Origin of the sequence: Rhodosalinus sediminis (assembly GCF_003385555.1) — a bacterium.
In the GTDB taxonomy this organism is placed as follows: Bacteria; Pseudomonadota; Alphaproteobacteria; order Rhodobacterales; family Rhodobacteraceae; genus Rhodosalinus; species Rhodosalinus sediminis.
In genome coordinates, this window is sequence record NZ_QOHR01000004.1 from 1 (window position 1) to 23,595 (window position 23,595).

Genomic DNA, 23,595 nt, shown 5'->3' on the forward strand with positions numbered 1-23,595 from the left:
GAGCCGCGAGGCCGCCGAGGCCGAGCGCGCCGCCGAACGCGCCGCCGCCGACGCCCGCGCCGCCGAGGCCGCCGCCGAGGCGCGCGCCGAGGCCGCCCGCGAGGCGGCCGAGGAGGCCGAGGCGCGCATCATGGAAGCCTGGGATCTCGCGCCCGCCGCGCTGCTGGAGCGGCTCGGCGTCGATCCCGGCACCCTCTCCGATGCCGAAACGCTCGAGGCCGAGGTGGCGAAGCTCAAGCGCCAGCGCGACGGGCTCGGCGCGGTGAACCTGCGCGCCGAGGAGGACGCCCGCGAGGTGCAGGCCGAGCACGACACCCTCGCGCAGGAGAAGGCCGATCTCGAGGAGGCGATCGCCAAGCTCCGCTCGGGCATCGCCGCGCTCAACCGCGAGGGGCGCGAGCGGCTGCTCACCGCCTTCGAGCAGGTGAACGCGAATTTCGCCACGCTCTTCACCCATCTCTTCGGCGGCGGCGAGGCGAAGCTCGTCATGGTCGAATCCGACGACCCGCTGGAGGCGGGGCTCGAGATCATGTGCCAGCCGCCAGGGAAGAAGCTCTCGACGCTCTCGCTGCTCTCCGGGGGCGAGCAGACGCTGACCGCGCTCGCGCTGATCTTCGCGGTGTTCCTCGCCAATCCGGCGCCGATCTGCGTGCTCGACGAGGTGGACGCGCCGCTCGACGACGCCAACGTCACCCGCTTCTGCGATCTTCTGGACGAGATGCGCCGCCGCGCCGACACGCGCTTCCTCATCATCACCCACCACGCGGTCACGATGGGGCGGATGGACCGGCTCTTCGGCGTGACCATGGTCGAGCAGGGCGTCAGCCAGCTCGTGAGCGTGGACCTGCGCCGGGCGGAGAAAATGGTCGCCTGAGCGCGCGCCGCCGCCGTGCGCCCACCGTCACTTCTTGCGAGGCGCCGGAGTGATGCCGTCGGGGTGCCCCGGGGCGGCGCCTGTGCGCGTCGCTGGCGGGGGCGCCTGCGACGACCGCGCCGCTGGGGCTCTGCGCGCCCGCCGTCACTCCTTGCGAGGCGCCGGATTGATGCCGTCGGGGTACCACGGGGCGGCGCCTGTGCACGGCGCCGGAAAGGGCGCCGTGGCAGGCGCCTGCGACGACCGAGCGCCGCACCCGCCGTCAGGCGGCGCCGTGGCGATCTGCCGGGACGGGCTGCGTGGCCCGCACCCTCAGGCTGCGCGCCAGTCGAAGAAGCCGGGGCCGCCCTGCGCGAGGAGCTTCTCGGCCATCTCGCGGCCGAGCGCCGGGCCGTCCTCGACCGGGGCGGTCGCGTCGTCCGAGAGGCACTCGGAGCCGTCGGGGCGCAGGATCTCGCCGCGCAGGCGGATCGTGCCGCCCTCGACCTCGGCGAGCCCGGCGATCGGCGTGTCGCAGGAGCCGTCGAGCGTGGCGAGGAAGGCGCGTTCGGCCCCCAGCAGCGTCGCGGTCGGGGCGTCGTGGATCGCCGCGAGCATCTCGGCGGTGCGCGCGTCGTCCTCGCGCCGCTCGATCCCGATGGCGCCCTGCGCGACCGCCGGCAGCATGTCCTCGGGCGCGATGGGGCCGCGCGCGACATGCGTCATCTCGAGCCGCCGCAGCCCCGCCATGGCGAGGAAGGTCGCGTCGGCGACCCGGTCCTCGAGCTTCCGGAGCCGCGTCTGCACGTTGCCGCGGAATTCCACCACCGAGAGGTCCGGCCGCCGCCAGAGAAGCTGCGCGCGCCGGCGCAGCGAACTGGTGCCGACCACCGTGCCCTCGGGCAGGGCGGCCAGCCCGGCGTGATGCGGGCTGACGAAGGCGTCGCGCATGTCCTCGCGCGGCAGGTAGGTGTCAAGCGTGAGGCCCGGCGGCTGCTCCGACGGCATGTCCTTCATCGAGTGCACGGCGATGTCGATGCCGCCGTCGATGAGCGCCTGCTCGATCTCGCGGGTGAAGAGGCCCTTGCCGCCGATCTCCTTCAGCGGCCGGTCGAGGACCGCGTCGCCTGTCGTCTTGATCTTGACGACCTCGAAGGCGTCCTCGGGCAGGTCGAAGGCCGCGGCGAGCCGGTCGCGCGTCTCGTAGGCCTGCGCGAGGGCGAGGGGCGAACCACGGGTGCCGATCTTCAGCGGCGCGTCGGGGGAGGGCAGGGCGATGCTCATGCCCCCCGTCTAAGGCTGTCAGGTGCGCCTGACAAGCGTCTCCGGCTTGACAGCGGGCCCGGGGGCGGCGACGCATCCCTGCGAAGCTGCGGAAAGGGCGACGATGGCCGAGACGAAGACGATCCTGAGGGCGCTGGCGGGCGAGACGCTGCCGGTGCCGCCGATCTGGATGATGCGGCAGGCGGGGCGCTACCTGCCGGAGTACCGCGCGACGCGGGCGAAGGCGGGCGATTTCCTGTCGCTCTGCTACACGCCCGATCTCGCCGCGGAGGTGACGCTGCAGCCGATCCGCCGCTACGGCTTCGACGGGGCGATCCTCTTCGCCGACATCCTTCTGCTGCCGCAGGCGCTCGGCGCCGATCTCTGGTTCGTCACCGGCGAGGGGCCGCGCCTTTCGACCATGACGACGGAGGCGGAGTTCGAGGCGCTGAAGCCCGCCGAGGCGGTGCACGAGACGCTGAACCCGGTCTACGAGACGGTGCGCATCCTCTCGCGGGAGCTGCCCGCCGAGACGACGCTCATCGGCTTTGCCGGCGCGCCGTGGACCGTGGCGACCTACATGATCGCGGGGCGCGGCACGCCCGACCAGGGCCCGGCGCACAAGCTCAAGGACGAGAACCCGGCGCTTTTCGACCGGCTGATCCGGCTGCTCGAGGCCGGGACGGTCGAATACCTCTCGAAACAGGTCGAGGCGGGCGCGGAATGCGTCAAGGTCTTCGACAGCTGGGCGGGCTCGCTCCGGGGCGCGGATTTCGAGCGCTACGCGGTCGAGCCCTGCCGCCGCATCACCGCGGCGCTCAAGGCGCGCCATCCGGGGCTGCCGGTGATCGGCTTCCCGCGCGGCGCAGGGGAAGCCTACGAGGGGTTCGCCCGGGCGACCGGCGTGGACTGCGTGGCGCTCGACGACGGGGTGAGCCCGGAATGGGCCGCCGCGCATGTCCAGACCGACGGCTGCGTGCAGGGCAACCTCGCCTCCTCGCACATGGTGACCGGGGGCGCGGCGCTGGTGGAGGAGACCCAGCGTATCGTGCGCGCCCTCTCCGGCGGGCCGCACATCTTCAACCTCGGCCACGGCATCACGCCGGACGCGGACCCGGAGAACGTGCAGCGCATGATCGACGCGGTCCGGGGCGGCTGAGCCGAAAATCCTTCCTACGAAGGATTTTCTCCCCCCGCCGAGCCCGGCGAATTTCCGTCCGAAAATTCGCCGGGCTCAGTAATCGCGCTCGTAGAAGATGCCGAGGCGCGACTCGCCCCCGGTCGAGACGCCGCCGCGCACCGTGACGTCGGGCGACAGGTCGAGGTTCAGGTTGATCTCGGAACGCCCGCCCGATTCCACCGTGACGTCGGTGTAGATGTTCTCGGAGAGATAGGCGCCGGCGCGCACCGCCGCGCCGCCCTCCTCGGTCTCCGCGATGTCGAGATCGTCGAACCCGAGCCCGCTGCGCAGCGCCGCGAAGGCGCCGTTGCCCCGACCGGACAGCGTCGCCACGCCGTTGGCCAGCTGCACGAGCTGCAGCGCCGAGAGATCCTCGACCCCGCGCCCGAAGAGAAGCTGGGCGAGCACCTCGTCCTCCGGCAGCGGCGGCGTCGAGGTGAAGCGCACCTCCGGGTCGTCGGCCTGCCCCTCGAGGACGATCGAGACGCTCACGTCGTCGCGCTCGGTCGTCACCACGAGCCGCAGGTAGGGGGTGAAATCGCCCTCGATCCGCGCGACGCCCTCCGAAAGCCGGAAGCGCTCCCCCAGCAGGTCGAGCCGCCCGCGGATGAGCTCGAACCCGCCCTGCGGGATCGGGGCGGCGGTCGTCCCGGTGAGCCGCAGCGTGCCGCCGAGCTCGGCGTCGAGCCCGCGCCCGCGCACGAAGATGCGCGCCGGCGCGGATATTTCCAGGTCGAGGGGATAGGCGCGGGGCGGGCGACCCTCGGCCTCGCGCGGGCTCTCCCCCGAGGGGGTGAGCCCGGCGTAGGACAGGGTGCGGCGCACGGCCGGCGGCGGCGCGACGTGGCGCACCTGCGGCAGCGCGCCGAGCGCGGTCACCCCGCTCGATGGCACGCGCACCTCCGCGCCCGGCAGCGACAGCCGCCCGGCGATCGTCGCGCCGCCGGTGAGCGGGCCCTGCACCGTCAGCGTGCCGTCCACGGTTGTCTCGTAGAGCCGCGGGTCGCGCAGCCCGACGCGGTCGAGCGCGATCTCAAGGTCCCCGGCGAAGGGCGGGCGCAGGGCGGTTTCTCCGGCGAGCGACAGTTGCCCGCCGGTGTCGGGCTGCGCGGCGAGGTCGAGCTGCGCGCGCCCGTTCGCGAGCGCGACCTCGGCCCGGATCGGATCGAGCGTCATCCGCGCCGCGGGCAGCGACAGCCGCGCGTCCCCGGCCGTGACGCGCCCCGAGACGGAGGAGAGCCGCGGCGGCCCCGCGATGCGCAGGTCGAACTGCGCCGCCCCGTCGAGCCGGCGGGGCGCGAGCACCGCGTTGGCGAGGCCGAGGGGCGCCGTCCCGCGCGCCGAGAGGTCGAGGCGCAGGTTGTTCGCCACCGTGCCCGCGATCTCCGCCGCGCTCCCGCCCGGCCCGGTGGCCTCGGCGTCCACCCGCCAGCCCGCCGCCACGGCGCGCGCGCGGCCCTCGAGCGTCGCGGGGCCGGTGAAATCCGGGACGAGCACGCCCACGTCGGCGAGGCGCAGGGCGTAGTCCGCCGCGCGCGCGTCGCCCGAGGCGCGCGCCGAGAGGCCCGCGCCCTCGAGCCGCAGGCGCGGCACGGCGATCCGCCCCGCCTCCGTGCGCCGGGCCGCGAGCGAGAGCGTCGCGTCGCGCCCGAGGAGCGCGTCGAGCGGCGCGGCGCCGAGGCGCGCGTCGCGCAGCGCGGCGTCGAGCGTGACGTCGAAGGTCTCGGCGCCAGCGTCGGCCGCGCCCGTCAGGGTGGCGGTGGCGCGGCCGCCGAGCGCGCGCCCCGCGATCCCCGAGAAACGGCCGAGCGGCCCGGTCTCAAGCGCGAGGTCGAATTGCGCGGCCGGCGCGGCGAAGGGCGGCGCGAGCGCGATCTCGCCGGCGAGCCGCGCCGCGTCGGCGCTCAGCTCCAGATCCGAGAGCGCGAGGCCGCCCTCCTCCCCGTAGTCGAGCCGCGTCGCCAGCGACAGCCGGTCGCCGAGCGCCGCGGCGAGGTCCGGGTCCCCGGCGTCGAGCCCCTCCGCGGTCAGCGCGATGCGCCCCGCGGCCGCGCGCGGCAGGGGGGTGGCCTCTCCGGGTGTCAGCGTGCCGTCCCCCTCGAGCCGCAGCGCCGCGGCCGCGACGCCCGCGACCGTGGGCGCGTCGAGCTGCGTCTCGAGGTTCCAGCGCCCGGCGTCCCCGTCGAGCGTGGCCGACACCCTCCCGCCCGCGAGGCGCAGCGTCTCCCGCGGGCCGAGCGGCACGGCGGCCCGCGCGCCCTCCGGCCCCGTGATCTGCCCCGAGACCGAGAGCGCCGCGAGCGTCCGGCCGTCGAGCGTCGCCTCGCCGGAGAGGCGCGCGCGCCCGGCGCCGCGGCCGTCGGCCGAGAGGCGCGAGAGGTCCGTGAGCCCGGCGGCGTAGCGCAGCCGGCTGCCGTCGCTCGAGGCGCGGCCCTCGGCCTCGAGGGTCAGCGCGGGCGTCGCGACGTCCAACCGGCGGAGCGTCAGCCCCTCCGGCCCGCGCGCCGCGGCGACGTCGAGCGTGCTGCGCCCCGCGAGCAGGCGATCGGCCATCGGCACGCCGAGGGCGAGGTCGCGGCCCGTGCCTTTGACCTGCAGGTCGAAGGCGCCAGAGAGCGGCGTGACGCGCCCGGCGACCGCGAGGTCCGCAGCGCCGCCGAGGTCGCGCCCGGCGAGCGGGCCGAACCGCGCGAGGCTCTCGGCGGCGAGCGCCGCGTCGATCTCCGCCTCGAAGCCGGCGGAGAGGCCCGAGAGCGCGACGCCCCCGGTCAGCGCGTAATCCGCGCCGGAGAGGTCCATCTCCTCGACGGTCAGCGGGCCGCCGCCCGTGTAGGCGAGGCGCAGCGTGCCGATCAGCTCGGGCCCCAGCGCCGCGGCGAGCGCCGCGTCGCTGAGCCCGAGCCCGTCGCCGTCGATCCGCAGGTCGGCCGTCACGCGGCCCGGCGTCTCCCCCGCCGGCGGGCGGAGCGTGCCCGCGCCGCCGAGGCGGAGTTCCACCGCGCTCAGATCCGGGCCCTGCAGTTCCGCGACCGAGAGCCGGCCCCGCCAGGCCTCGCCCCGCGCCGCGTCGTAGGCGAGCGACAGCGCGGCGCGGTCGATCCGCACCGCCGCGCCGCCCGTGGGCAGGCGCACCGGCCCGCCGTCGGGCGCGGCGATCTCGCCCGTCACATCGACGGCGCGCGGCCAGCCGTCCGCGCCGAGGGTCACCGCCCCGTCGAGGCGCAGGGCGCGGGTGTCGAGGGTGAGTTCCTCGACCGCGAACGCCCCGGCCGGCGCGCGGCGCGCGACGCCGCTCAGCTGCACGTCGGGGCCGAAGAAGCCGCGCAGCTCGGGCGCGAAGAGCGGCGTCATGTCGCCGCCGAGATCGAGCGCCGCGCGCCAGTCGCCGCCCGTCTCATCGGGGCCGCGCAGCGCCACGCGGCCGGTCAGCCGCTCCGTCCCGTCGCTGGCGAGGCGGATGTCGACGTCGAGCGCGTCGACCGGGCCGGCGCCCGCGGCCTCCAGCCGGAGCGGCGGCGCGCCGGGGATGCCCAGCGCCTGCGCCACGAGGCCGCCGGGCCCCTCGTCGAACAAGAGGTCGAGATCCGCGGTCGCCGCCTCCGGATCGAAGGCGGCGTCGAGCGCGATCACCCCGCGCCGGGCGTCGGTGCGCTCCGCGCGCAGGGCGAGCGACAGCGCCCCGCCGCCGCGCTGCAGGCGCGCGGACCCCTCGAGGGTGAGCCGCATCGCCTCGCCGAGGACGGGCGCGCCGAGCGCGACCTCCTCCGCCGCGATCGCGCCGATCTGCAGCGAGACGGGAAGCTCGGGCAGGGAAAACGGCTGCGCCTCCGGGGCGGGCAGGTCGGCGGCGCGCTCGGCCGGGTCCGGGCGGCGCGGCATCTCGATCCGCTCGGCGGCGAATCGCTCCACCGCGACGCGGCGCTGCAGGAGCGCGGCGCGGTTCCAGTCGAGCGCGACCCCCTCGGCGGTGAACCACACGCCGCGCGCGTCCGCGATCGTCAGCCGCTCGATCGTCGCGCTGCTCGAGAGCGCGCCCTCGAAGCCCTCGATCCGCACATCGCGCCCGGCCCCCGAGAACGCGTCCTGCAGAAGCCGGGCGAGGCGCCCCGGCCCCTCGTCCTGCGCCGCCGCGGGCATGGGCAGGGCGAGCGTCAGGAGCGCGAGGGCGATGAGGAGCGTGCGCATCAGAAGGCCTGCCCGATGCCGATGTAGAAGAAGACGTCCTCGCCCGCGGCGTCCGCGTCGGCCTGCGTCGCCACGTCGAGGCGGATCGGCCCGAAGCCCGTGTCGTAGCGCAGCCCGAGGCCCGCGCCGGCGTGGCTCGGGCTGTCGGCGTCGGGCAGCGCGTCGCGCCCGATGGTGCCGCGGTCGTAGAAGCCCACGAGGCTGATCCGCTCGGTCAGGCGCCCGCGCACCTCCGCCGAGAGCCCCACGAAGGAGCGCCCGCCCGAGGTGCCGCCGAGCGCGGGCACGTCGATGCCGAGCGACTGGTAGTCCTGCCCGCGCACCGTGCCGCCGCCGCCGGAGAAGAAGAGATCCTCCGCCACGGCGTCGCGCAGCTCCGGGCCGATCACCGAGCCGAGCTGCAGCCGCCCGGCGAGGACCACGCGATCGTCGAAGCCGACCGCGCGGTAGGCGCGCGCGTCGGCGGTCAGCCGCAGGCCGGAGGCGTCGTCGTCGAGCGCGACGAAGGGCAGGGCGGTGGCGCCGAGGAAATAACCCGCCCGCGGGTCCACCGGGTCGTCGCGGCGGTCGTAGGTCGCCTCGAGCGGCAGGATGACCTGCCTGTGTCCCTCGGAGCCGAAGACCGTCTCGCTGTCCTCGTAGCGCAGCCCGGCGCCGGCGAAGACCTCGAAGCCCTCGCGCACGATCCGGTCGAGGCCGACGACGGCCCGGGCCGACGTGCTGTCGAAATTGGGCTCGCCGAGGCGCTCGAAGGCGAGCGTCGCGCGCAGGTCGGTGTCCGAGCCGAAGGTCGCCGGGCGGCGCACCTCGGTGCGCAGGCGATAGTCGAGCCCGTCGGTGCCGCCGTCGATGCCCGAGACGTCGCCCTCGATGCGCAGCCGCTCCGCCCCGCCGAGAAGGTTGCGGTGCAGCCAGTAGGCCGAGACGGCGGCCCCCTCCACCGAGTTGAGTTCCGCGCCGAAGCCGACGCGGCGGCGCGGCGCCTCCTGCACCGTGGCCGCGATGTCGAGCGTGCCGTCGGGCCCCGGCGTCTCCGCCTCGCGGAGCGCGACGGCCGAGAAGGCCTCCGTCCGGCGCAGGCGCCGCGTCGCGCGTTCGACTTCCTCTGGGTCGAAGACCGCGCCCTCGGGCAGTCCGGCGATGGCGCGGATGCGCGCGGTGCGCACGCCCGCGTTGCCCGTCACCTCGAGCGTGCCGAAGCGCAGCCGCGGCCCCGGCGCGACGTCGAGCGTCACGTCGAGCCGGCGCGCGCCGTGGCGCGCGAGGATGCGCTCGCGCGCGATCCGCGCCTTGGCGTGGCCGATCGCGCGCCAGTCGGCGACCGCGGCGTCGATCGCGCCCTGAATCCGCTCGGTGCGCGCGGCGCGGCCCGGCCGGAACGCCTCGGGCGGGGTCGTGCCGGGGGCGAGGGGGCCGATCTGGGCCAGCCCGAAGCTGAAGCGCTGCGCGGCGCGGACGCGGTAGGTCACCCGCTCGACACGCTCGGGCGCGGCGATGGGCGAGAGCTCGGCCGCCTCCGTCCCGTCCACCTCGATCGAGACCGAGGCGCCGAAGAAGCCCGCGTCGTAGAGGACGGTGAGAATGCGGCGGTAATCCGCCTGCGCGGCGGCGACGAGGTCCTGCGCGCTCGGGTCCTCCGTGCGCTCGATCTCGCGCGTGAGGAGCGCGGCGCGCAGGTCGTCGCGCAGCGCGTCGCCGAGCCCCTCCACGTCGAGACGGATCTCCGCGGCGGCGAGCGGCCCCCCGGCGAGGAGGGCGGCGGCGGTCACGATGGAGGCGAGGCAGGCACGAAGGCGCACGGTCACTCCCGAAGGATCACGGGGCAGAGCATGGGGCATTCCGCGGGGCCGGGCAACATGCCCCGCGCGCGCCATCTCACGCCAAGCGGGACACCGCCTGCTCCGCCAGCGCGCCGAGGAGATCGCGCAGCTCGTGCGCCGGCAGCTCGGCGAGCGCCGCGCGGGCCTGCGCCGCCCAGTCCAGCGCCTCCGCCCGCGTGGCGGCGAGCGCGCCGTGGCGCTCCATCAGCGCGCGCGCATGCTCCAGATCGCCGTCGCGCTGGTCGCCCTTCTCGATGGTGCGGGCCCAGAAGGCGCGCTCCTCGGCGTCGGCGGCGGCGACGGCCTTGATGATCGGCAGCGTCAGCTTGCGCTCGCGGAAGTCGTCGCCGACGTTCTTGCCGGTCGCGCCCGCGTCGCCCTGCCAGTCCAGCAGGTCGTCGGCGATCTGGAAGGCGATGCCGAGCGCGTCGCCGTAGGTGTAGAGCGCGCGCTGCGCGTCCGCGTCCGCGCCCGAGATCACCGCGCCCGCCTCGGTCGCCGCGGAGAAGAGCGCCGCGGTCTTGCCGCGCACGACCTGCAGGTAGGTCTCCTCGGTCGTGGCGAGGTTGCGCGCCGCCTGAAGCTGCAGGACCTCGCCCTCGGCGATGGTCGCCGCGGCGTCGGACAGGATGTCGAGCACGCGGAGCGACTCGGTCTCCACCATGAGCTGGAAGGCCCGCGCGAATAGGTAATCGCCCACCAGCACGCTCGACTTGTTGTCCCAGAGGAGGTTGGCCGTCGGTCGCCCGCGGCGCTGGCCGCTCTCGTCCACCACGTCGTCGTGCAGAAGCGTCGCGGTATGGATGAACTCCACCGTCGTCGCCAGCAGCACGTGATGCGCGCCCGCGTAGCCGAAGAGCCGCGCCGCCGCGAGGGTCAGCATCGGGCGGATCCGCTTGCCCCCGGCCTCCACCAGATGCGCCGTAACCTCCGGGATGCGCGGCGCGTGCTTCGACGCCATCCGCTCGCGGATCAGCGCATCGACGCGCTCAAGGTCCTCGGAAAGATACGCCGCGAGGCGATCCTGCGGTTTCTGCGCGCTCTGGTCCAGACTCATCGCTCCCTCGTCGGCGGGACTCGACAGCCCCCGCTCTTCCGGCCTAATTCCCGCCCATGAAAGAGCTGCTGCGGACCAACGATATCGCGCTGATCGCCTATGTGCAGGCGCTCCTTCGGGCGGAGGATATAGATGTCTTCGAGTTCGACGTAAATATGAGCGTCCTCGAAGGGTCCATCGGCATTTTGCCGCGGCGGCTGATGGTGCGCAGCGCCGATCACTTCCGCGCGGCCGCCGTGCTGCGCGAGCACGAGGTGCCGCTGCCGGGCGAGGGGTGATGGAGACCACCGAGGATGCCTTCCTCGGCGGGCGGCTGACCGTGGAACAGCCCGCGCGCGGCTATCGCGCCGGGATCGACCCGATCGTGATGGCCGCCGCGGTGCCGGCCCGGCCGGGCGAGAGCGTGCTGGAGCTCGGCTGCGGGGCGGGGGTCGCCTCGCTCGCGCTGGGCGCGCGGGTGCCGGGGCTCGCGCAGGCCGCGCTCGAGCTTCTGCCCGAGATGGCGGCGCTCGCCCGGGCGAACGCGGCGCGCAACGCGCTCGCGCTCGAGGTGGTCGAGGGGGACGTCGCCGCGATGCCCGGCGCGCTCAAGGCGCGGCGCTTCGATCACGTCATGCTCAACCCGCCGTGGTTCGCGCGCACGGCCTCCGTCCCGGCCGCCGACGCGGGGCGCGAGACGGGGCTCGGCGAGGGCGCGCCGCTCGCCACCTGGCTCGCCGCGGCGGCGAAGCGCCTCGCCCCGCGCGGCACGCTCACGCTGATTCACCGCGCCGAGCGGCTGCCCGACATCCTCTCGGGCCTGCCAGCCTCCGTCGGCAGCCCCGAGGTGCTGCCGCTCTGGCCGCGGGCGGGGCGCGCCGCGCGGCTGATCGTCGCGCGCGCGCGGGCGGGCGGGCGCGCGGCCTTCCGCCTGCACGCGGGCGAGGTGCTGCACGAGGGCGCCGCGCATCCGGGCGATCGCGAGCATTTCACCGGCCGCCTGCGCGCCGTGCTGCGCGAGGGCGCGGCGCTCGACTTCCCGGCATGAGCCCGCCGCAGGGCCGCGATGCTGCGCCTGCGGCGTGACAGGTGGCCCGCTTTGTGCTGCAGTGAGGGGGTCTTGAAAGAGGAGGACACCATGAGCCTGAGCGCCCACGTCGAGGAGCTGAAACGGCGGCACAAGGTCCTGTCCGAGGAGGTCGAGGCGGCGCAGCGCGCGCCCGGCACCGCCGACGAGCGCATCGCCGAGCTGAAGAAGCAGAAGCTCAAGCTCAAGGAGGAGATCCAGCGCCTGAGCGAGCGGATCGCCTGAGCGGTGGCGCCGGCCCGCGCGGGCCGGCGCGATGATCGGCCGGGCGGCGGGCTCAGACGACGAACTGCCCGCCGTTCGCGCTGATCGTGGAGCCGGTGACGAAGCTCGCGTCGTCCGCGGCGAGGAAGGCGACGCAGCGCGCGATTTCCTCGGGCTCGCCAAGGCGCCCGACGGGGATCTGCCCGATGATCGCCTCGCGCACCTTCTCGGGCACGTTCATCACCATGTCGGTGCCGATGTAGCCGGGGCAGACCGCGTTCGCGGTGATGCCGAAACGCGCGCCCTCCTGCGCGAGGCTCTTGACGATGCCGAGGTCGCCGGCCTTCGTCGCGGCGTAGTTCACCTGACCGAACTGGCCCTTCTGCCCGTTGATCGAGGAGATCACGATCACGCGGCCGAACTTGCGCTCGCGCATGCCGGGCCAGACCGGGTGGATCGTGTTGAAGACGCCGGTGAGGTTGGTGTCGACCACCTCGCGCCACTGCTCGGGCGTCATCTTGTGGAAGGGCGCGTCGCGGGTGATCCCGGCGTTGGCGACCACCACGTCGATCGGGCCGAGCTCCGCCTCGACCTTTTCGATGCCCGCCTTGGAGGCCTCGTAGTCGGCCGCGTTCCACTTGTAGGTCTTGATGCCGGTGGCGTCGGTGAAGGCCTGCGCCTTCTCGTCGTTGCCCGCGTAGGTGGCGGCGACCTCGTAGCCGTCGGCCTTCAGCTTCTTGGAGATCGCCTCTCCGATCCCGCGGGTGCCGCCGGTGACGAGCGCGACTCGTGCCATGTCTGTCCTCCAGTTCCAATTCGTTCTTTGAAAGATTGCGTATCCTGTGTGGCCGCGATGCGCAACATTGTTGCGCGCCCTGTTTTCCGCCAGCCCTCAGGAAAAAGGGGCGCCGGAGCGCCCCTCGTCCTCCCGTGCCCGGCGCGGCCTCAGGGCCGCTCCACGCAGACCGCGACGCCCATGCCGCCGCCGATGCAGAGCGTGGCGAGCCCGCGCTTCGCGCCGCGGCGCTTGAGCTCGAAGAGGAGCGTGTTGAGCACGCGCGCGCCGGAGGCGCCGATCGGGTGGCCGATGGCGATCGCGCCGCCGTTGACGTTCACGATCTCCGGGTCCCAGCCCATGTCCTTGTTCACCGCGCAGGCCTGCGCGGCGAAGGCTTCGTTCGCCTCGACGAGGTCGAGGTCCTCGGGCTTCCAGCCGGCCTTCTCCAGCGCCTTGCGGCTGGCGTGGACGGGGCCCATGCCCATGATCGAGGGGTCGAGGCCCGCGGTCGCGTAGGAGACGATCCGCGCGAGCGGCTCGATGCCGCGGCGCTCGGCCTCTTCGGCGGTCATCAGCAGAACGCCGGCCGCGCCGTCGTTGATGCCGCTCGCGTTGGCGGCGGTGACGCTGCCGTCCTTGGCGAAGGCGGGGCGCAGCTTCTGCATGTTCTCGATGGTGGCGCCGTGGCGGATGTATTCGTCCTGCTCCACCACGGTGTCGCCCTTGCGGCCCTTGACGGTGACCGGCACGATCTCGTCCTCGAAGCGGCCCGCCTTCTGCGCGGCCTCGGCCTTGTGCTGGCTGGCGAGCGCGAATTCGTCCTGCTGCTCGCGGCTGATCTGCCACTTCTCGGCGACGTTCTCGGCGGTCTGGCCCATGTGGTAGCCGTTGAAGGCGTCCCAGAGCCCGTCGCGGATCATCGTGTCGATGTAGGTGACGTCGCCCATCTTGTGCCCGGCGCGCAGATGCGCGGCATGCGGCGCGAGGGTCATGTTCTCCTGCCCGCCGGCGCAGACGATCTGGGCGTCGCCCAGCTGAATCTGCTGCGCGCCGAGCGCGACCGAGCGCAGGCCCGAGCCGCAGACCTGGTTGATGCTCCAGGCGGCGGATTCGATCGGCAGCCCGGCGTTGACGTGCGCCTGCCGCGCCGGGTTCATGCCCTGCGCGGCGGTGAGCACCTGGCCGAGGATGGTCTCGCTGACCTCGGAGGCGTCGATCCCGGCGCGGGCGACCAGCGCTTCGAGCACGGTCTTGCCGAGGTCGTGCGCGGGGACGGTGGAAAAGGCACCGCTGAAGCTGCCCACCGGGGTGCGGGCGGCCGAGGCGATTACGACGTTGGTCATGCTGGTCCTCCAGACTGGGCGCGCGGCGCCCGTGCGGGCGCCATCCTCCCTCGCGTCAATACTGCATCCGCCGCGCCGCGGCAACGCGTCGGCGGCGCCGCCCAAGCGGCTTGCAAGCCGCTTGGCGCAAGGCGCTTGCAAGCGCCTTGCGCGCCGCGCCGGTGGCGCCTCAGCCGGTCTCGCGGGGGCGCTCCGCCCAGGGCGGGCGTGTCGTGGCCGCGGCGACGTGGTGGCCCTGCAGGCAGTCGACCCCGAGCGCGCGCAGCGTGTCCGCCTCCGCCGGGCGCTCCACCTGCTGCGCGACGGTGAGCATGTCGAACTGCCGCGCGATGGCGACGATGGCGCCGGTGAGCACCTGGTTGTCGGCGTCGGCCTCCACGCCGCGCACGAACTGCCCGTCGATCTTGAGGACGTCGAAGGTGAAATGCTTGAAGTGGCGCAGCGCCGTCGCGCCCGCGCCGAAGTTGTCGAGCGCGAAAGCGACGCCGCGGCGTTGCTGATCGGCCATGAAGCTCGCCACGATCTCGGGCATGAGCATCGCCGACTGCTCGGTGATCTCGAGGATCAGCCGCTCGCCGAGGCGCGCGTCGCGGCGGAGCGCGCGGTCGAGCGTGGCGCGCCAGCGCGGGAAGCCGATGGAGCGCGCCGACATGTTCACCGCGAGGCGCAGATCGGGCGCGCGCGCGAGCGCGGCGAGCCCCTTTTCCAGCGCGACGCAGTCGATCAGCCGGCCGGTCTCCGTCTCCTCGATCGCGTGGATGAAATCGCGCGCCGGGATGATTCGCCCGGTCTCGTCCAGCACGCGCGCCAGCCCCTCCCAGAAGGCGGTGCGGCCCGGTTCGGCCGCCACGGCGATCGGCTGAAAGGCGAGAAGCACCTGCCGGTGGTGCACCGCCTCTTCGACCATGCGCAACGTCGCGCTGTCGCGCGCGGCGACCGCGTGGTCGAGCGGGCTGTCGGCGACGGGGTCGTGGCGGGTCATGGGCGGCTCCCCTCTCTCGGGGCGAGCCTGCACCGCGAGGCCCTAAGCGACGGTTAAGCGCCCCACGCCTTGACGGCGCGGTCGGGCCGTGTATACGGCGCGCTCCATTGGTGTTGGCGGCCCCCGCGAGGGGATGCCTGTCGGCCGCGCGCCCCGCCGCGGGCGCCGGCAAAGGACAACGCCCTTCCATCGCCGTGGCGGCCCCCGGGGGCGCGCGGCGCAACAGGCGGCCCGACGACGCCCGCGAGGGCGGAGGAGGGCCCCGGCAGCGAAGGAGATCAGACGGTGAGCAAACGCACCTCTGCCAAGTACAAGATCGACCGCCGCATGGGCGAGAACATCTGGGGCCGCGCCAAGAGCCCCGTGAACCGCCGCGAATACGGCCCCGGCCAGCACGGGCAGCGCCGCAAGGGCAAGATGTCCGACTTCGGCCTGCAGCTGCGCGCCAAGCAGAAGCTCAAGGGCTACTACGGCGACCTGACCGAAAAGCAGTTCCGCCGCATCTTCGCCGAGGCCGAGCGCAAGCGCGGCGACACCGGCGAGCTTCTGATCGGCCTTCTGGAGCGGCGCCTCGACGCGGTGGTCTACCGCGCCAAGTTCGTGCCGACGATCTTCGCCGCGCGCCAGTTCGTGAACCACGGCCACGTCCTCGTGAACGGCAAGCGGGTGAACATCCCCTCCTACCGCGTCCGCGAGGGCGACGTGATCGAGGTGCGCGAAAAGTCCAAGCAGATGACCGCGCTGCTCGAGGCGATCCAGTCGCCCGAGCGCGACGTGCCCGACTACATGGAGGTCGATCACTCCAAGATGACCGCGCGCTTCGTGCGCACGCCGGGCCTCTCGGACGTGCCCTACCCGGTCGTCATGGAACCGAACCTCGTCATCGAGTTCTACGCGCAGAACTGATACGGCCCGCGCGCCGGACCGACAGGGCGGCGGGGTGTCCCCGCCGCCTTTCGTGTGTCGCGACGCCGCGTCGGTGGCCTCTGGTCGCGCGCCGGCGCGGGCGTTATGACGGGGCGCACAGCGGAGAGGCCGGACAGGGGAGAGGCCCATGACGCAGCCCATCCAGCCGCGCGCCGGCATTCTCGAGATCGCGCCCTACCAAGGCGGCGCCTCCGCCGCCGCGGGCGTGGCCTCTCCGGTCAAGCTCAGCTCGAACGAGAACCCCCACGGCCCGCCCCCCGCCGCGGTCGAGGCCGTGCGGGCCGCCGCCGCCGGGCTTCACCGCTACCCGCCCACCGATCACGCGGCCCTGCGCGCGGCGATCGGCGCCGCGCACGGGGTGGACCCGGCGCGCGTCGTCTGCGGGGTGGGCAGCGACGAGATCATCGCCTTCCTCTGTCAGGCCTACGCCGGCCCGGGGGCGGAGGTGATCCACACCGAGCACGGCTTCTCGATGTACCGCATCAGCGCGCTGGCGAGCGGGGCGACGCCCGTCGAGGTGCCCGAGCGCGAACGCACCACGGACGTCGACGCGATCCTCGCCGCGGCGAGCGAGCGCACGCGCCTCGTCTTCGTCGCCAATCCGAACAACCCCACGGGCACGATGATTCCCGAGGCGGAGGTCGCCCGTCTCGCCGCCGGACTGCCCGAGCAGGCGCTTCTCGTGCTCGACGGCGCCTACGCCGAATACGTCGAGGGCTTCGACGGCGGCGCGGCGCTGGTGGAGGCGCGCTCGAACGTCGTGATGACGCGCACCTTCTCCAAGATCTACGGGCTGGGGGGGCTGCGCGTCGGCTGGGGCTACGGCCCGGATCACGTGGCCGACGTGCTGAACCGCGTGCGCGGGCCCTTCAACCTCTCGACGCCGGCGCTCGCCGCGGCGGAGGCGGCGGTGACCGACACCGTCTTCGTGGACCGCTGCCGGCGCGACAACGCGCGCCTGCGCGCGCTCCTCGCCGAGGGGCTCGCGGCGCATGGCGTGGCCTCTGACCCGAGCCACGCCAACTTCGTGCTCGCCCGCTTCGCCGACGCCGAGGAGGCGCGCGCCTGCGACGCCTTCCTGAAGTCCGAGGGGCTGATCGTGCGCCCGGTGGCCGGCTACAACCTGCCGGAGTGCCTGCGCATCTCGGTCGGCGACGAAAGCGCCTGCCGCCGGGTGGTCGAGGCCGTCGGCCGCTTCAGGGCCCGCGCGGCATGAGCGCCGCGCCCCTCTACGATCGCGTCGCGCTGATCGGTCTCGGCCTCATCGCCTCTTCGATGGCCTGGGCGATCCGCGGCGCGGGCCTCGCCCGCGAGGTGGTGGGCACCGCCCGCTCCGCCGAGACGCGCGCCACCGCGCAGGAGATCGGGCTCTGCGACCGGGTGACCGAGACCGCGGCCGAAGCCGTCGTCGGCGCCGATCTCGTCGTGCTCGCCGCGCCCGTGGGCGCCATGGGCGCGCTCGCCGAGGAGATCGCGCCGCACCTCGCGCCGGGCGCCACGGTGACGGACGTGGGCTCGGTCAAGCGCGCGGTCGTGGACGCCGTGGCGCCGCACATCCCCGCGGGCGTGCACTTCATCCCGGCCCATCCCCTCGCCGGGACGGAGCACTCGGGGCCGCGCGCGGGCTTCGCCACGCTCTTCGAAAACCGCTGGTGCCTGCTGGTGCCGCAGCCGGAGACGGACCCGGCGGCCACCGCGCGGCTCCGCGCGCTCTGGGCGGGCATGGGCGCGCATGTCGACGAGATGGACGCCGATCACCACGACCTCGTCCTCGCCGTGACGAGCCACGCGCCGCATCTCATCGCCTATACGATGGTGGGCGTCGCCGACGACCTGCGCCGCGTCACCGACAGCGAAGTCATCAAGTACTCGGCCGCGGGCTTCCGCGACTTCACGCGCATCGCGGCCTCCGACCCGACGATGTGGCGCGACGTGTTCCTGACGAACAAGGACGCCACGCTCGAGATCCTCGGCCGCTTCACCGAGGAGCTCTTCGCGTTGCAGCGCGCCATCCGCACCGGCGACGGCGAGATGCTGCACGCCTATTTCACCCGTACCCGCGCGATCCGCCGCGGCATCATCGAGGCCGGGCAGGACACCGACGCGCCCGATTTCGGCCGGGTGAAGACGGGCTCCTAGCCCAACGCGCGCGGCCCGCCGGCGCCGCGCGCGCAGGCGCCTCGATCGACGGCGGCGCGGTCCCCGCGTCCCGGCGGGCCGTCTCACTCCGCCGCCTCCGCGCGCAGCATCTCCGCCGCCACGCCCACGGCGATCGCCTGCGGATGCTTGCCGAGCGTTGGGTCGCCGATCGGACAGCGAATGCGGGCAACGGCCTCCTCCGCATGGCCCATCGCCCGCAGGCGCGAGCGGAAGCGCGCCCGCTTCGTCGCCGAGCCGATCAGCCCGCAGCCCGCGAAGCCCCGGCGCAGCAGCGCATCGCAAAGCGCGAGGTCGATGTCGTGGCTGTAGGTCAGGATCAGGTGCTCCGCCGCCTCCGGCGCATGGGCCGCGAGCCGTGGCAGATCCGCCGCCGGCACGGTCTCGACCCCCTCCGGCACCGCCTCGGGGAACCGCTCCGGCCCGGTGTCGGCCCAGGTGATCGCGCGCCCCGGCAGGGCCGCGAGCACGCCGACCAGCGCGCGGCCTACGTGCCCCGCCCCCCAGATCCAGAGCGGTCGGCCCGCGGGCGCCACCGCCTCGGCGATCCAGCCCCCGGCGACGCCGGGCGCCACCGGCGCCGCGCCACCGTCCGCGCCCGGCAGGGGCCGCGCGTAGAGCCCGGCCTCCGGCACCTCCGCCAGCCGCGCCGCGTCGTAGACCTCCCACAGCAGGCGCACCGCGCCGCCGCAGCACTGGCCGAGCCCGGGGCCGAGCGGCACCCGCCGCGCCGCGTCGCGCCCCGCGTCGAGGCACCGCCGCGCCCGCGCCGCCGCCTCCCACTCCAGCGCGCCGCCGCCGATGGTGCCCTCCTGCCCGCCGTGCCAGACGAGCATCGCCGCGCCCGCCTCGCGCGGGGCCGAGCCCTCCGCCGCGGTGACGACGACTCGCGCCACGCGCCCCTCCCGCGCCACCGCCCGGGCGAGGGCGGCCCGGTCGAAACGCAGCGCCGCCGCGCTCATCCCCCGCGCACCCGGTCGATGGCAGCGAGCACCCGCTCCGGCGTCGCCGGCGCGTCGAGCGCCGGGTAGCCCGGCCCGCAGGCCGCCACCGCGTCCGAAAGCGCCATCAGCACCGAGATCCCCAGCATCAGGGGCGGCTCGCCCACCGCCTTGGAGCGATGGATCGTCTCGGCGCGGTTCTCCGCCTGCCAGAAATCCACCTCGAAGACCTCCGGCGCGTCCGAGGCCGCCGGGATCTTGTAGGTCGAGGGCGCATGCGTCCGGAGCCGCCCGGCCCCGTCCCAGACGAGCTCCTCCGTCGTCAGCCACCCCGCGCCCTGCACGTAGCCGCCCTCGATCTGGCCGCGGTCGAGCGCCGGGTTCAGGCTGGCGCCGGCGTCGTGCAGGATATCCGCGCGCAGGATGCGGTGCTCGCCGGTCAGCGTGTCGACCGCGACCTCGCTCACCGCCGCGCCGTAGGCGAAGTAGTAGAACGGCCGCCCCGCGCCCTTCATCCGGTCCCAGGAGATGTCCGGCGTCCGGTAATACCCTGTCGCCGAGAGGCTCACGCGCCCCATCCAGCAGGCGCGCGCCGCCTCGGCGAAGGCGTAGCTCTCGGCGCCCACCTCGACCCGGCCGTCACGAAAGCGCACGGCCTCCGGTTTCACCTGATGCCGCTCGGCGAGGAACGCCGCCATCCGCCCCGCGATCTCCTCGCTGGCGAGCCGCACCGCCATCCCGTTCAGGTCCGACCCCGAAGACGCCGCCGTGGCGGAGGTGTTGGGCACCTTGCCCGTGTCGGTGGCGGTGATCCGCACCGCCTCCATCGGCAGGCCGAAGACCGATGCGGCCACCTGCGCCACCTTCTGGAACAGCCCCTGGCCCATCTCGGTGCCGCCGTGGTTCAGCGCCACCGAGCCGTCCTGGTAGACATGCACCAGCGCGCCCGCCTGGTTGAGATGGGTGAGCGTGAAGGAGATGCCGAATTTCACCGGCGTCAGCGCGAGCCCGCACTTGATCACGTCGTTCTGCGCATTCCACTCCGCCACCCGCGCCCGCCGCGCGGCATAATCGCTCGTCTCCAGCAGGCGCTCCGTCATCGCCCCCAGGACGAAATCCTCCACCACCTGCCCGTAGGGCGTCACGCGGCGGTCCCGCGGGGCCTTCTTCTTGGCGGAAATATCCTCGGGGGGTGAGGCGGCATCGCCGCCGAGGGGGGCCGACGGCCCCCCTTCCTCCGCCTCCGCGTAGTAATTCAGCCGGCGCACCTCGACCGGGTCGCGCCCGACCCGGTGCGCGACATGGTCCAGCACACGCTCGATCCCCACCATGCCCTGCGGGCCGCCGAAGCCGCGGAAGGCGGTGTGGGACTGGTGGTTGGTCTTCAGCCGGTGGCTCTCGATCCGCACGTGGGGCAGCCAGTAGGCGTTGTCGGCGTGCAGCATCGCGCGGTCGGCCACCGGCAGCGACAGGTCCTGCGACCAGCCGCAGACGGCGTATTGCCGGAACTCCACGGCCAGCAGCCGCCCCTCGGCGTCGTGGCCGGCGCGGTAGCGGATGACGAAGGGGTGGCGCTTGCCGGTGATGATGAAATCGTCGTCGCGGTCGTAGCGCATCTTGCAGGGCCGCCCCGTGGCGCGCGCCGCGACGGCGCAGGCCACGGCGAGCGCGTTGCCCTGGCTCTCTTTGCCGCCGAAGCCGCCGCCCATGCGCCGCACCTCGACGCGCACCGCGTGCATCGGCAGGCCGAGCGCGTCGGCCACCTTGTGCTGGATCTCGGTCGGGTGCTGGGAGGAGGCGTGGACGATCATGTCGCCGCCCTCCTGCGGGAGCGCGAGCGCCGCCTGCCCCTCGAGGTAGAAGTGCTCCTGCCCGCCGATCTCGATCTCGCCCTCGGCGACCTGCGGCGCGGTCGCGAGCGCGGCCTCCACGTCGCCCCGGCCGTAGACGCGCGGCCCCTCCTCGAAGCGCGACCCGGCGGCGAGCGCCTCGTCCACCGTCAGGATCGGGGGGTCCTCTTCGTAGCTCACCTGCGCGCGCCGGGCGGCCTTGCGCGCCTGCAAATGGCTTTCGGCCACGACGAGGAAGAGCGGCTGGCCCGCGTAGTGCACCGTGCCGTCCGAAAGGAGCGGCTCGTCGTGCGCCGAGGGCGAGACATCCGCCGGCAGCGGCAGGTCCTCCGCCGTCAGCACCGCGACGACGCCGGGCGCCGCGCGCACGGGGGTGAGGTCCATCGCCGTCACCCGCCCGCGCGCCACCGTGCTCGTGCCGAAACAGAGGTGCAGCGTGCCCGCGGGCACGGGGATGTCGTCGACGTAGCGCGCAGTGCCGTCGACGTGGCGCGCCGCGGCGTCGTGAGGCAGGGGCTTCGCGACGCTCATGGGCGCACCTCCAGGACGCTGGTCGCCCTTCCTGCATGGTCGAGCGCGTAGCGCTGGAGCAGGTTGCGCGCGACATTGAGGCGGTAGTCCGCCGAGGCGCGCATGTCCGAGATCGGGCGGAAATCCTCGGTCCAGGCCGCGTCGGCGGCGGCCACGCCCTCGGGCGTGAGCGGCTGTCCGAGGAGCGCCGTCTCCACCGCGCGGGCGCGCTTCGGCGTGGCGGCCATGCCGCCGAAGGCGATGCGCGCGGCGGCGATGCGGCCGTCCTCGACCGCGAGGTCGAAGGCGCCGCAGACCGCCGAGATGTCCTGATCGAAGCGCTTGGAGACCTTCCAGACGCGCAGCCGGTCGGGGCGGCGCGGGAAGCTCACCGCCTCGACGAACTCGCCCGGCGCGCGGTCCTGGCGGCCGTAGTCGAGGAAGAAGTCCTCGAGCGGCAGGCTGCGCCGCGTCGCGCCGTGGCGCAGGTGAAGCGTCGCGCCGAGCGCGATGAGCGGCGGCGGGCTGTCGCCGATGGGCGAGCCGTTGGCGATGTTGCCGCCGAGCGTCGCCGCCGCGCGCACCTGCGCCGAGCCGTAGCGCCGCAGGAGCTCGGCGAAGGACGGATGATACTCCGCCATCAGCGCGCGCACCCGGTCGAGCGTGACCGCGGCGCCGATGCGGATCTCGCGCTCGCCCACCTCGATCTCCTGCAGGTCGCGGCAGCGGTGCAGGAAGGCCACCGGCCCGAGATCGCGCAGCTCCTTCGTCACCCAGAGGCCGACGTCCGTCGCGCCGCCGATCAGCGTGGCGTCGGGGTGCGCGGCGTACCACGTGGCGAGCTGATCGGAGGTTTCGGGCAGGACGCAGGCGGGGTCAGGGGGGCTGTCTGCCCCCCTCGGCGGCTGCGCCGCCTCACCCCCCGAGGATATTTCGCCCAAGAAGAAGGACCGGTGCGTGTCGAGGGCGGCGCGGTCCCCGGCGACCCACGCGGGGCGGGGGGCGGTTTCGATCGCTTTCGCGGCGCGCAGGATCGGCGCGTAGCCGGTGCAGCGGCAGAGGTTGCCGGCGAGCGCGTCGGCGTGATCGCTGCGCTCTTCGGCGTGGGCGGCGGCCATGGCCGCGACGAAGCCCGGGGTGCAGAAGCCGCACTGGCTGCCGTGGTGGTCGACCATGGCCTGTTGCGCGGGGTGGGGGGCGCCGTCGTCGCCGAGGCCCTCGACGGTGCGCACGGCCTTGCCGTGGAGTTGCGGCAGGAAGAGGATGCAGGCGTTGAGCGCGCGCGCGCCGCGCTCGCGGTCGGTGACGACGACGGTGCAGGCGCCGCAGTCGCCCTCGTTGCAGCCCTCCTTCGTGCCGGTGAGGCCACGGTGCGTGCGCAGCCAGTCGAGGAGTGTTTCGGTCGGACGGGTCTCGGTCTCGACGGGGATGCCGTTGAGCAGGAAGGCTGTGCGCATGGATACGTGTTCGCCGCGATACCCGTGGGCCGGGGCGCTCCCCTTCGATGCGGCGTAGAAGGGGCCGGCGGTTCGCGCGCCATAAGGAAAGCTGCATCGCCGGCGCGGCTTTGACAAGGGGTGAGGCGGTGCGGGCCGGCGCCGGGCCGGGGCGGCGGCGCTCGTCCTGGCGGTGCGGGCCGCCGCCGGGCCGGGGATGCCGGGCGGGCGCCCCTCAGCCGGGGCTGCGTTCGGCCCAGCCGGCGAAGATCTTCTCGAGCACGACGACGACGTAGTAGAGCAGGATCCCCAGCACGGCGAGCGCGATGAGCACGGCGAACATGAGCGGGTAGTCGGAGTTCGTCTTGCCCGAATCGAAGAGCGCGCCGAGCCCGCGGCCGTGGGGCGAGACGATCTCCATCAGGTTGGTGCCGATGAAGGCGAGCGTCACCGCGACCTTCAGCGCGCCGAAGAACTCCGGCAGGGTCTTGGGCAGGGCGATCTTCCAGAAGATCGTGGCCTGCGAGGCGCCGAGGGCGCGCAGGATGTCGCGATACTCGGGCTCGAGCGTGGAAAGCCCGATCGAGACCGAGACGGCGATCGGGAAGAAGGAGATCATGAAGGCGATGAGCACCGTGTTGAAGTCGTGCGCGCCCACGAACATCAGCGCGACGATCGGCACCACGGTCGCCTTCGGGATCGCGTTGAAGCCCACGAGCAGCGGATAGAGCGCGTCGCGCATGGTGCGTGAGAAGCCCATGACCATGCCGAGGCCGACGCCCACCACCACCGCGATCACGAGGCCGAGCACCGTGCGCCAGAGCGTCTGCCAGCCCATGACGAGGAAGAGCTCCCAGTACTGGGCATAGGCGGGCACCAGGTCGGAGGGCGAGGCCATGACGTAGTCGGGCCAGCCGTTGGCGGCGACGAGCGCCTCCCAGAGCGCGATCAGCACGAGGGTGGCGATCACCGGGGCGAGCACCGCGCGACTGCCGAGCGCGGCGGCGACGCGCCGGCCGAGGGCGGGGCGCGCGGCCTGTTCC

General features: G+C 74.1%; 18 protein-coding genes and 1 pseudogene. 8 read left to right on the forward strand and 11 right to left on the reverse strand.

The features are described 5' to 3' along the window. Nucleotides 1-874 (forward strand): annotated as a pseudogene (locus DRV84_RS04665) (chromosome segregation protein SMC); the annotation flags it as partial. 312 nt (nucleotides 875-1,186) lie between these two features. Here the strand turns inward: DRV84_RS04665 and hemC are convergent. After that, nucleotides 1,187-2,137 carry a hydroxymethylbilane synthase gene (gene hemC / locus DRV84_RS04670; RefSeq protein ID WP_115978720.1) on the reverse strand — a complete coding sequence of 317 codons (951 nt, stop codon included), beginning with the start codon at nucleotides 2,135-2,137 and terminating at the stop codon, nucleotides 1,187-1,189. A 103-nt stretch (nucleotides 2,138-2,240) separates the two neighbouring features. Here hemC and hemE point away from each other — a divergent pair, with 103 nt between their 5' ends. Continuing rightward, nucleotides 2,241-3,275, forward strand: a complete 1,035-nt coding sequence (hemE, locus tag DRV84_RS04675; protein WP_115978721.1) for a uroporphyrinogen decarboxylase — start codon at nucleotides 2,241-2,243, stop codon at nucleotides 3,273-3,275. Between the two features lie 75 nt (nucleotides 3,276-3,350). Here the strand turns inward: hemE and DRV84_RS04680 are convergent, their stop codons facing one another. From DRV84_RS04680 to DRV84_RS04690, 3 genes are all read right to left on the reverse strand, one after another. Next, on the reverse strand, nucleotides 3,351-7,481 hold the full coding sequence (locus tag DRV84_RS04680) for a translocation/assembly module TamB domain-containing protein (protein ID WP_115978722.1): 4,131 nt from the start codon (nucleotides 7,479-7,481) through the stop codon (nucleotides 3,351-3,353). Further along, nucleotides 7,481-9,286 carry an autotransporter assembly complex protein TamA gene (locus DRV84_RS04685; protein WP_115978723.1) on the reverse strand — a complete coding sequence of 602 codons (1,806 nt, stop codon included), beginning with the start codon at nucleotides 9,284-9,286 and terminating at the stop codon, nucleotides 7,481-7,483. Before DRV84_RS04685 ends, DRV84_RS04680 begins: the two co-directional genes overlap by 1 nt. A 70-nt stretch (nucleotides 9,287-9,356) precedes the next feature. Continuing rightward, nucleotides 9,357-10,358, reverse strand: coding sequence for a polyprenyl synthetase family protein (locus tag DRV84_RS04690; protein WP_115978724.1), 1,002 nt, complete (start codon nucleotides 10,356-10,358; stop codon nucleotides 9,357-9,359). Between the two features lie 56 nt (nucleotides 10,359-10,414). On the opposite strand from DRV84_RS04690, the gene DRV84_RS04695 reads away from it, so the two are divergent. From DRV84_RS04695 to DRV84_RS04705, 3 genes are all read left to right on the forward strand, one after another. Next, nucleotides 10,415-10,636 (forward strand): putative signal transducing protein, encoded by a 222-nt coding sequence (locus tag DRV84_RS04695; protein WP_115978725.1) that lies wholly within the window; start codon nucleotides 10,415-10,417, stop codon nucleotides 10,634-10,636. Beyond that, nucleotides 10,636-11,385, forward strand: coding sequence for a tRNA1(Val) (adenine(37)-N6)-methyltransferase (locus tag DRV84_RS04700; protein ID WP_115978726.1), 750 nt, complete (start codon nucleotides 10,636-10,638; stop codon nucleotides 11,383-11,385). Before DRV84_RS04695 ends, DRV84_RS04700 begins: the two co-directional genes overlap by 1 nt. Before the next feature lie 90 nt (nucleotides 11,386-11,475). After that, a complete protein-coding gene (locus tag DRV84_RS04705) occupies nucleotides 11,476-11,649 on the forward strand; it encodes a DUF465 domain-containing protein (RefSeq protein WP_115978727.1) in 174 nt (57 codons plus the stop codon). A 52-nt stretch (nucleotides 11,650-11,701) separates the two neighbouring features. On the opposite strand, the gene phbB is transcribed toward DRV84_RS04705, so the two are convergent. The 3 genes from phbB to DRV84_RS04720 all read right to left on the reverse strand — a co-directional run bounded on the left by phbB (nucleotide 11,702) and on the right by DRV84_RS04720 (nucleotide 14,731). Then, the gene (gene phbB, locus DRV84_RS04710; RefSeq protein ID WP_115978728.1) at nucleotides 11,702-12,424 is read right to left on the reverse strand and encodes an acetoacetyl-CoA reductase; all 723 of its coding nucleotides are present in this window, start codon (nucleotides 12,422-12,424) and stop codon (nucleotides 11,702-11,704) included. A 149-nt stretch (nucleotides 12,425-12,573) separates the two neighbouring features. Beyond that, nucleotides 12,574-13,749, reverse strand: a complete 1,176-nt coding sequence (locus DRV84_RS04715; protein WP_115978729.1) for an acetyl-CoA C-acetyltransferase — start codon at nucleotides 13,747-13,749, stop codon at nucleotides 12,574-12,576. A 169-nt stretch (nucleotides 13,750-13,918) separates the two neighbouring features. Then, nucleotides 13,919-14,731 (reverse strand): EAL domain-containing protein, encoded by an 813-nt coding sequence (locus DRV84_RS04720; RefSeq protein ID WP_115978730.1) that lies wholly within the window; start codon nucleotides 14,729-14,731, stop codon nucleotides 13,919-13,921. A gap of 285 nt (nucleotides 14,732-15,016) precedes the next feature. On the opposite strand from DRV84_RS04720, the gene rpsD reads away from it, so the two are divergent. The 3 genes from rpsD to DRV84_RS04735 all read left to right on the forward strand — a co-directional run bounded on the left by rpsD (nucleotide 15,017) and on the right by DRV84_RS04735 (nucleotide 17,797). After that, nucleotides 15,017-15,637, forward strand: coding sequence for a 30S ribosomal protein S4 (rpsD, locus tag DRV84_RS04725; protein WP_115978731.1), 621 nt, complete (start codon nucleotides 15,017-15,019; stop codon nucleotides 15,635-15,637). Between the two features lie 148 nt (nucleotides 15,638-15,785). Next, entirely contained in the window at nucleotides 15,786-16,874 is a 1,089-nt protein-coding gene (hisC, locus tag DRV84_RS04730) for a histidinol-phosphate transaminase (protein WP_115978732.1), read from the forward strand. After that, entirely contained in the window at nucleotides 16,871-17,797 is a 927-nt protein-coding gene (locus DRV84_RS04735; protein WP_115978733.1) for a prephenate/arogenate dehydrogenase family protein, read from the forward strand. The genes hisC and DRV84_RS04735 overlap by 4 nt, the downstream gene beginning before the upstream one ends. An 83-nt stretch (nucleotides 17,798-17,880) precedes the next feature. On the opposite strand, the gene xdhC is transcribed toward DRV84_RS04735, so the two are convergent. The 4 genes from xdhC to DRV84_RS04755 all read right to left on the reverse strand — a co-directional run bounded on the left by xdhC (nucleotide 17,881) and on the right by DRV84_RS04755 (nucleotide 23,534). After that, entirely contained in the window at nucleotides 17,881-18,762 is an 882-nt protein-coding gene (xdhC, locus tag DRV84_RS04740) for a xanthine dehydrogenase accessory protein XdhC (RefSeq protein WP_115978929.1), read from the reverse strand. Nucleotides 18,763-18,773: 11 nt separating this feature from the next. Continuing rightward, on the reverse strand, nucleotides 18,774-21,137 hold the full coding sequence (gene xdhB / locus DRV84_RS04745; RefSeq protein WP_115978734.1) for a xanthine dehydrogenase molybdopterin binding subunit: 2,364 nt from the start codon (nucleotides 21,135-21,137) through the stop codon (nucleotides 18,774-18,776). Beyond that, nucleotides 21,134-22,573 carry a xanthine dehydrogenase small subunit gene (xdhA, locus tag DRV84_RS04750; protein ID WP_115978735.1) on the reverse strand — a complete coding sequence of 480 codons (1,440 nt, stop codon included), beginning with the start codon at nucleotides 22,571-22,573 and terminating at the stop codon, nucleotides 21,134-21,136. The genes xdhB and xdhA overlap by 4 nt, the downstream gene beginning before the upstream one ends. A gap of 214 nt (nucleotides 22,574-22,787) precedes the next feature. After that, nucleotides 22,788-23,534, reverse strand: a complete 747-nt coding sequence (locus DRV84_RS04755) for an ABC transporter permease (protein ID WP_115978930.1) — start codon at nucleotides 23,532-23,534, stop codon at nucleotides 22,788-22,790. Between the last annotated feature and the right edge of the window lie 61 nt (nucleotides 23,535-23,595).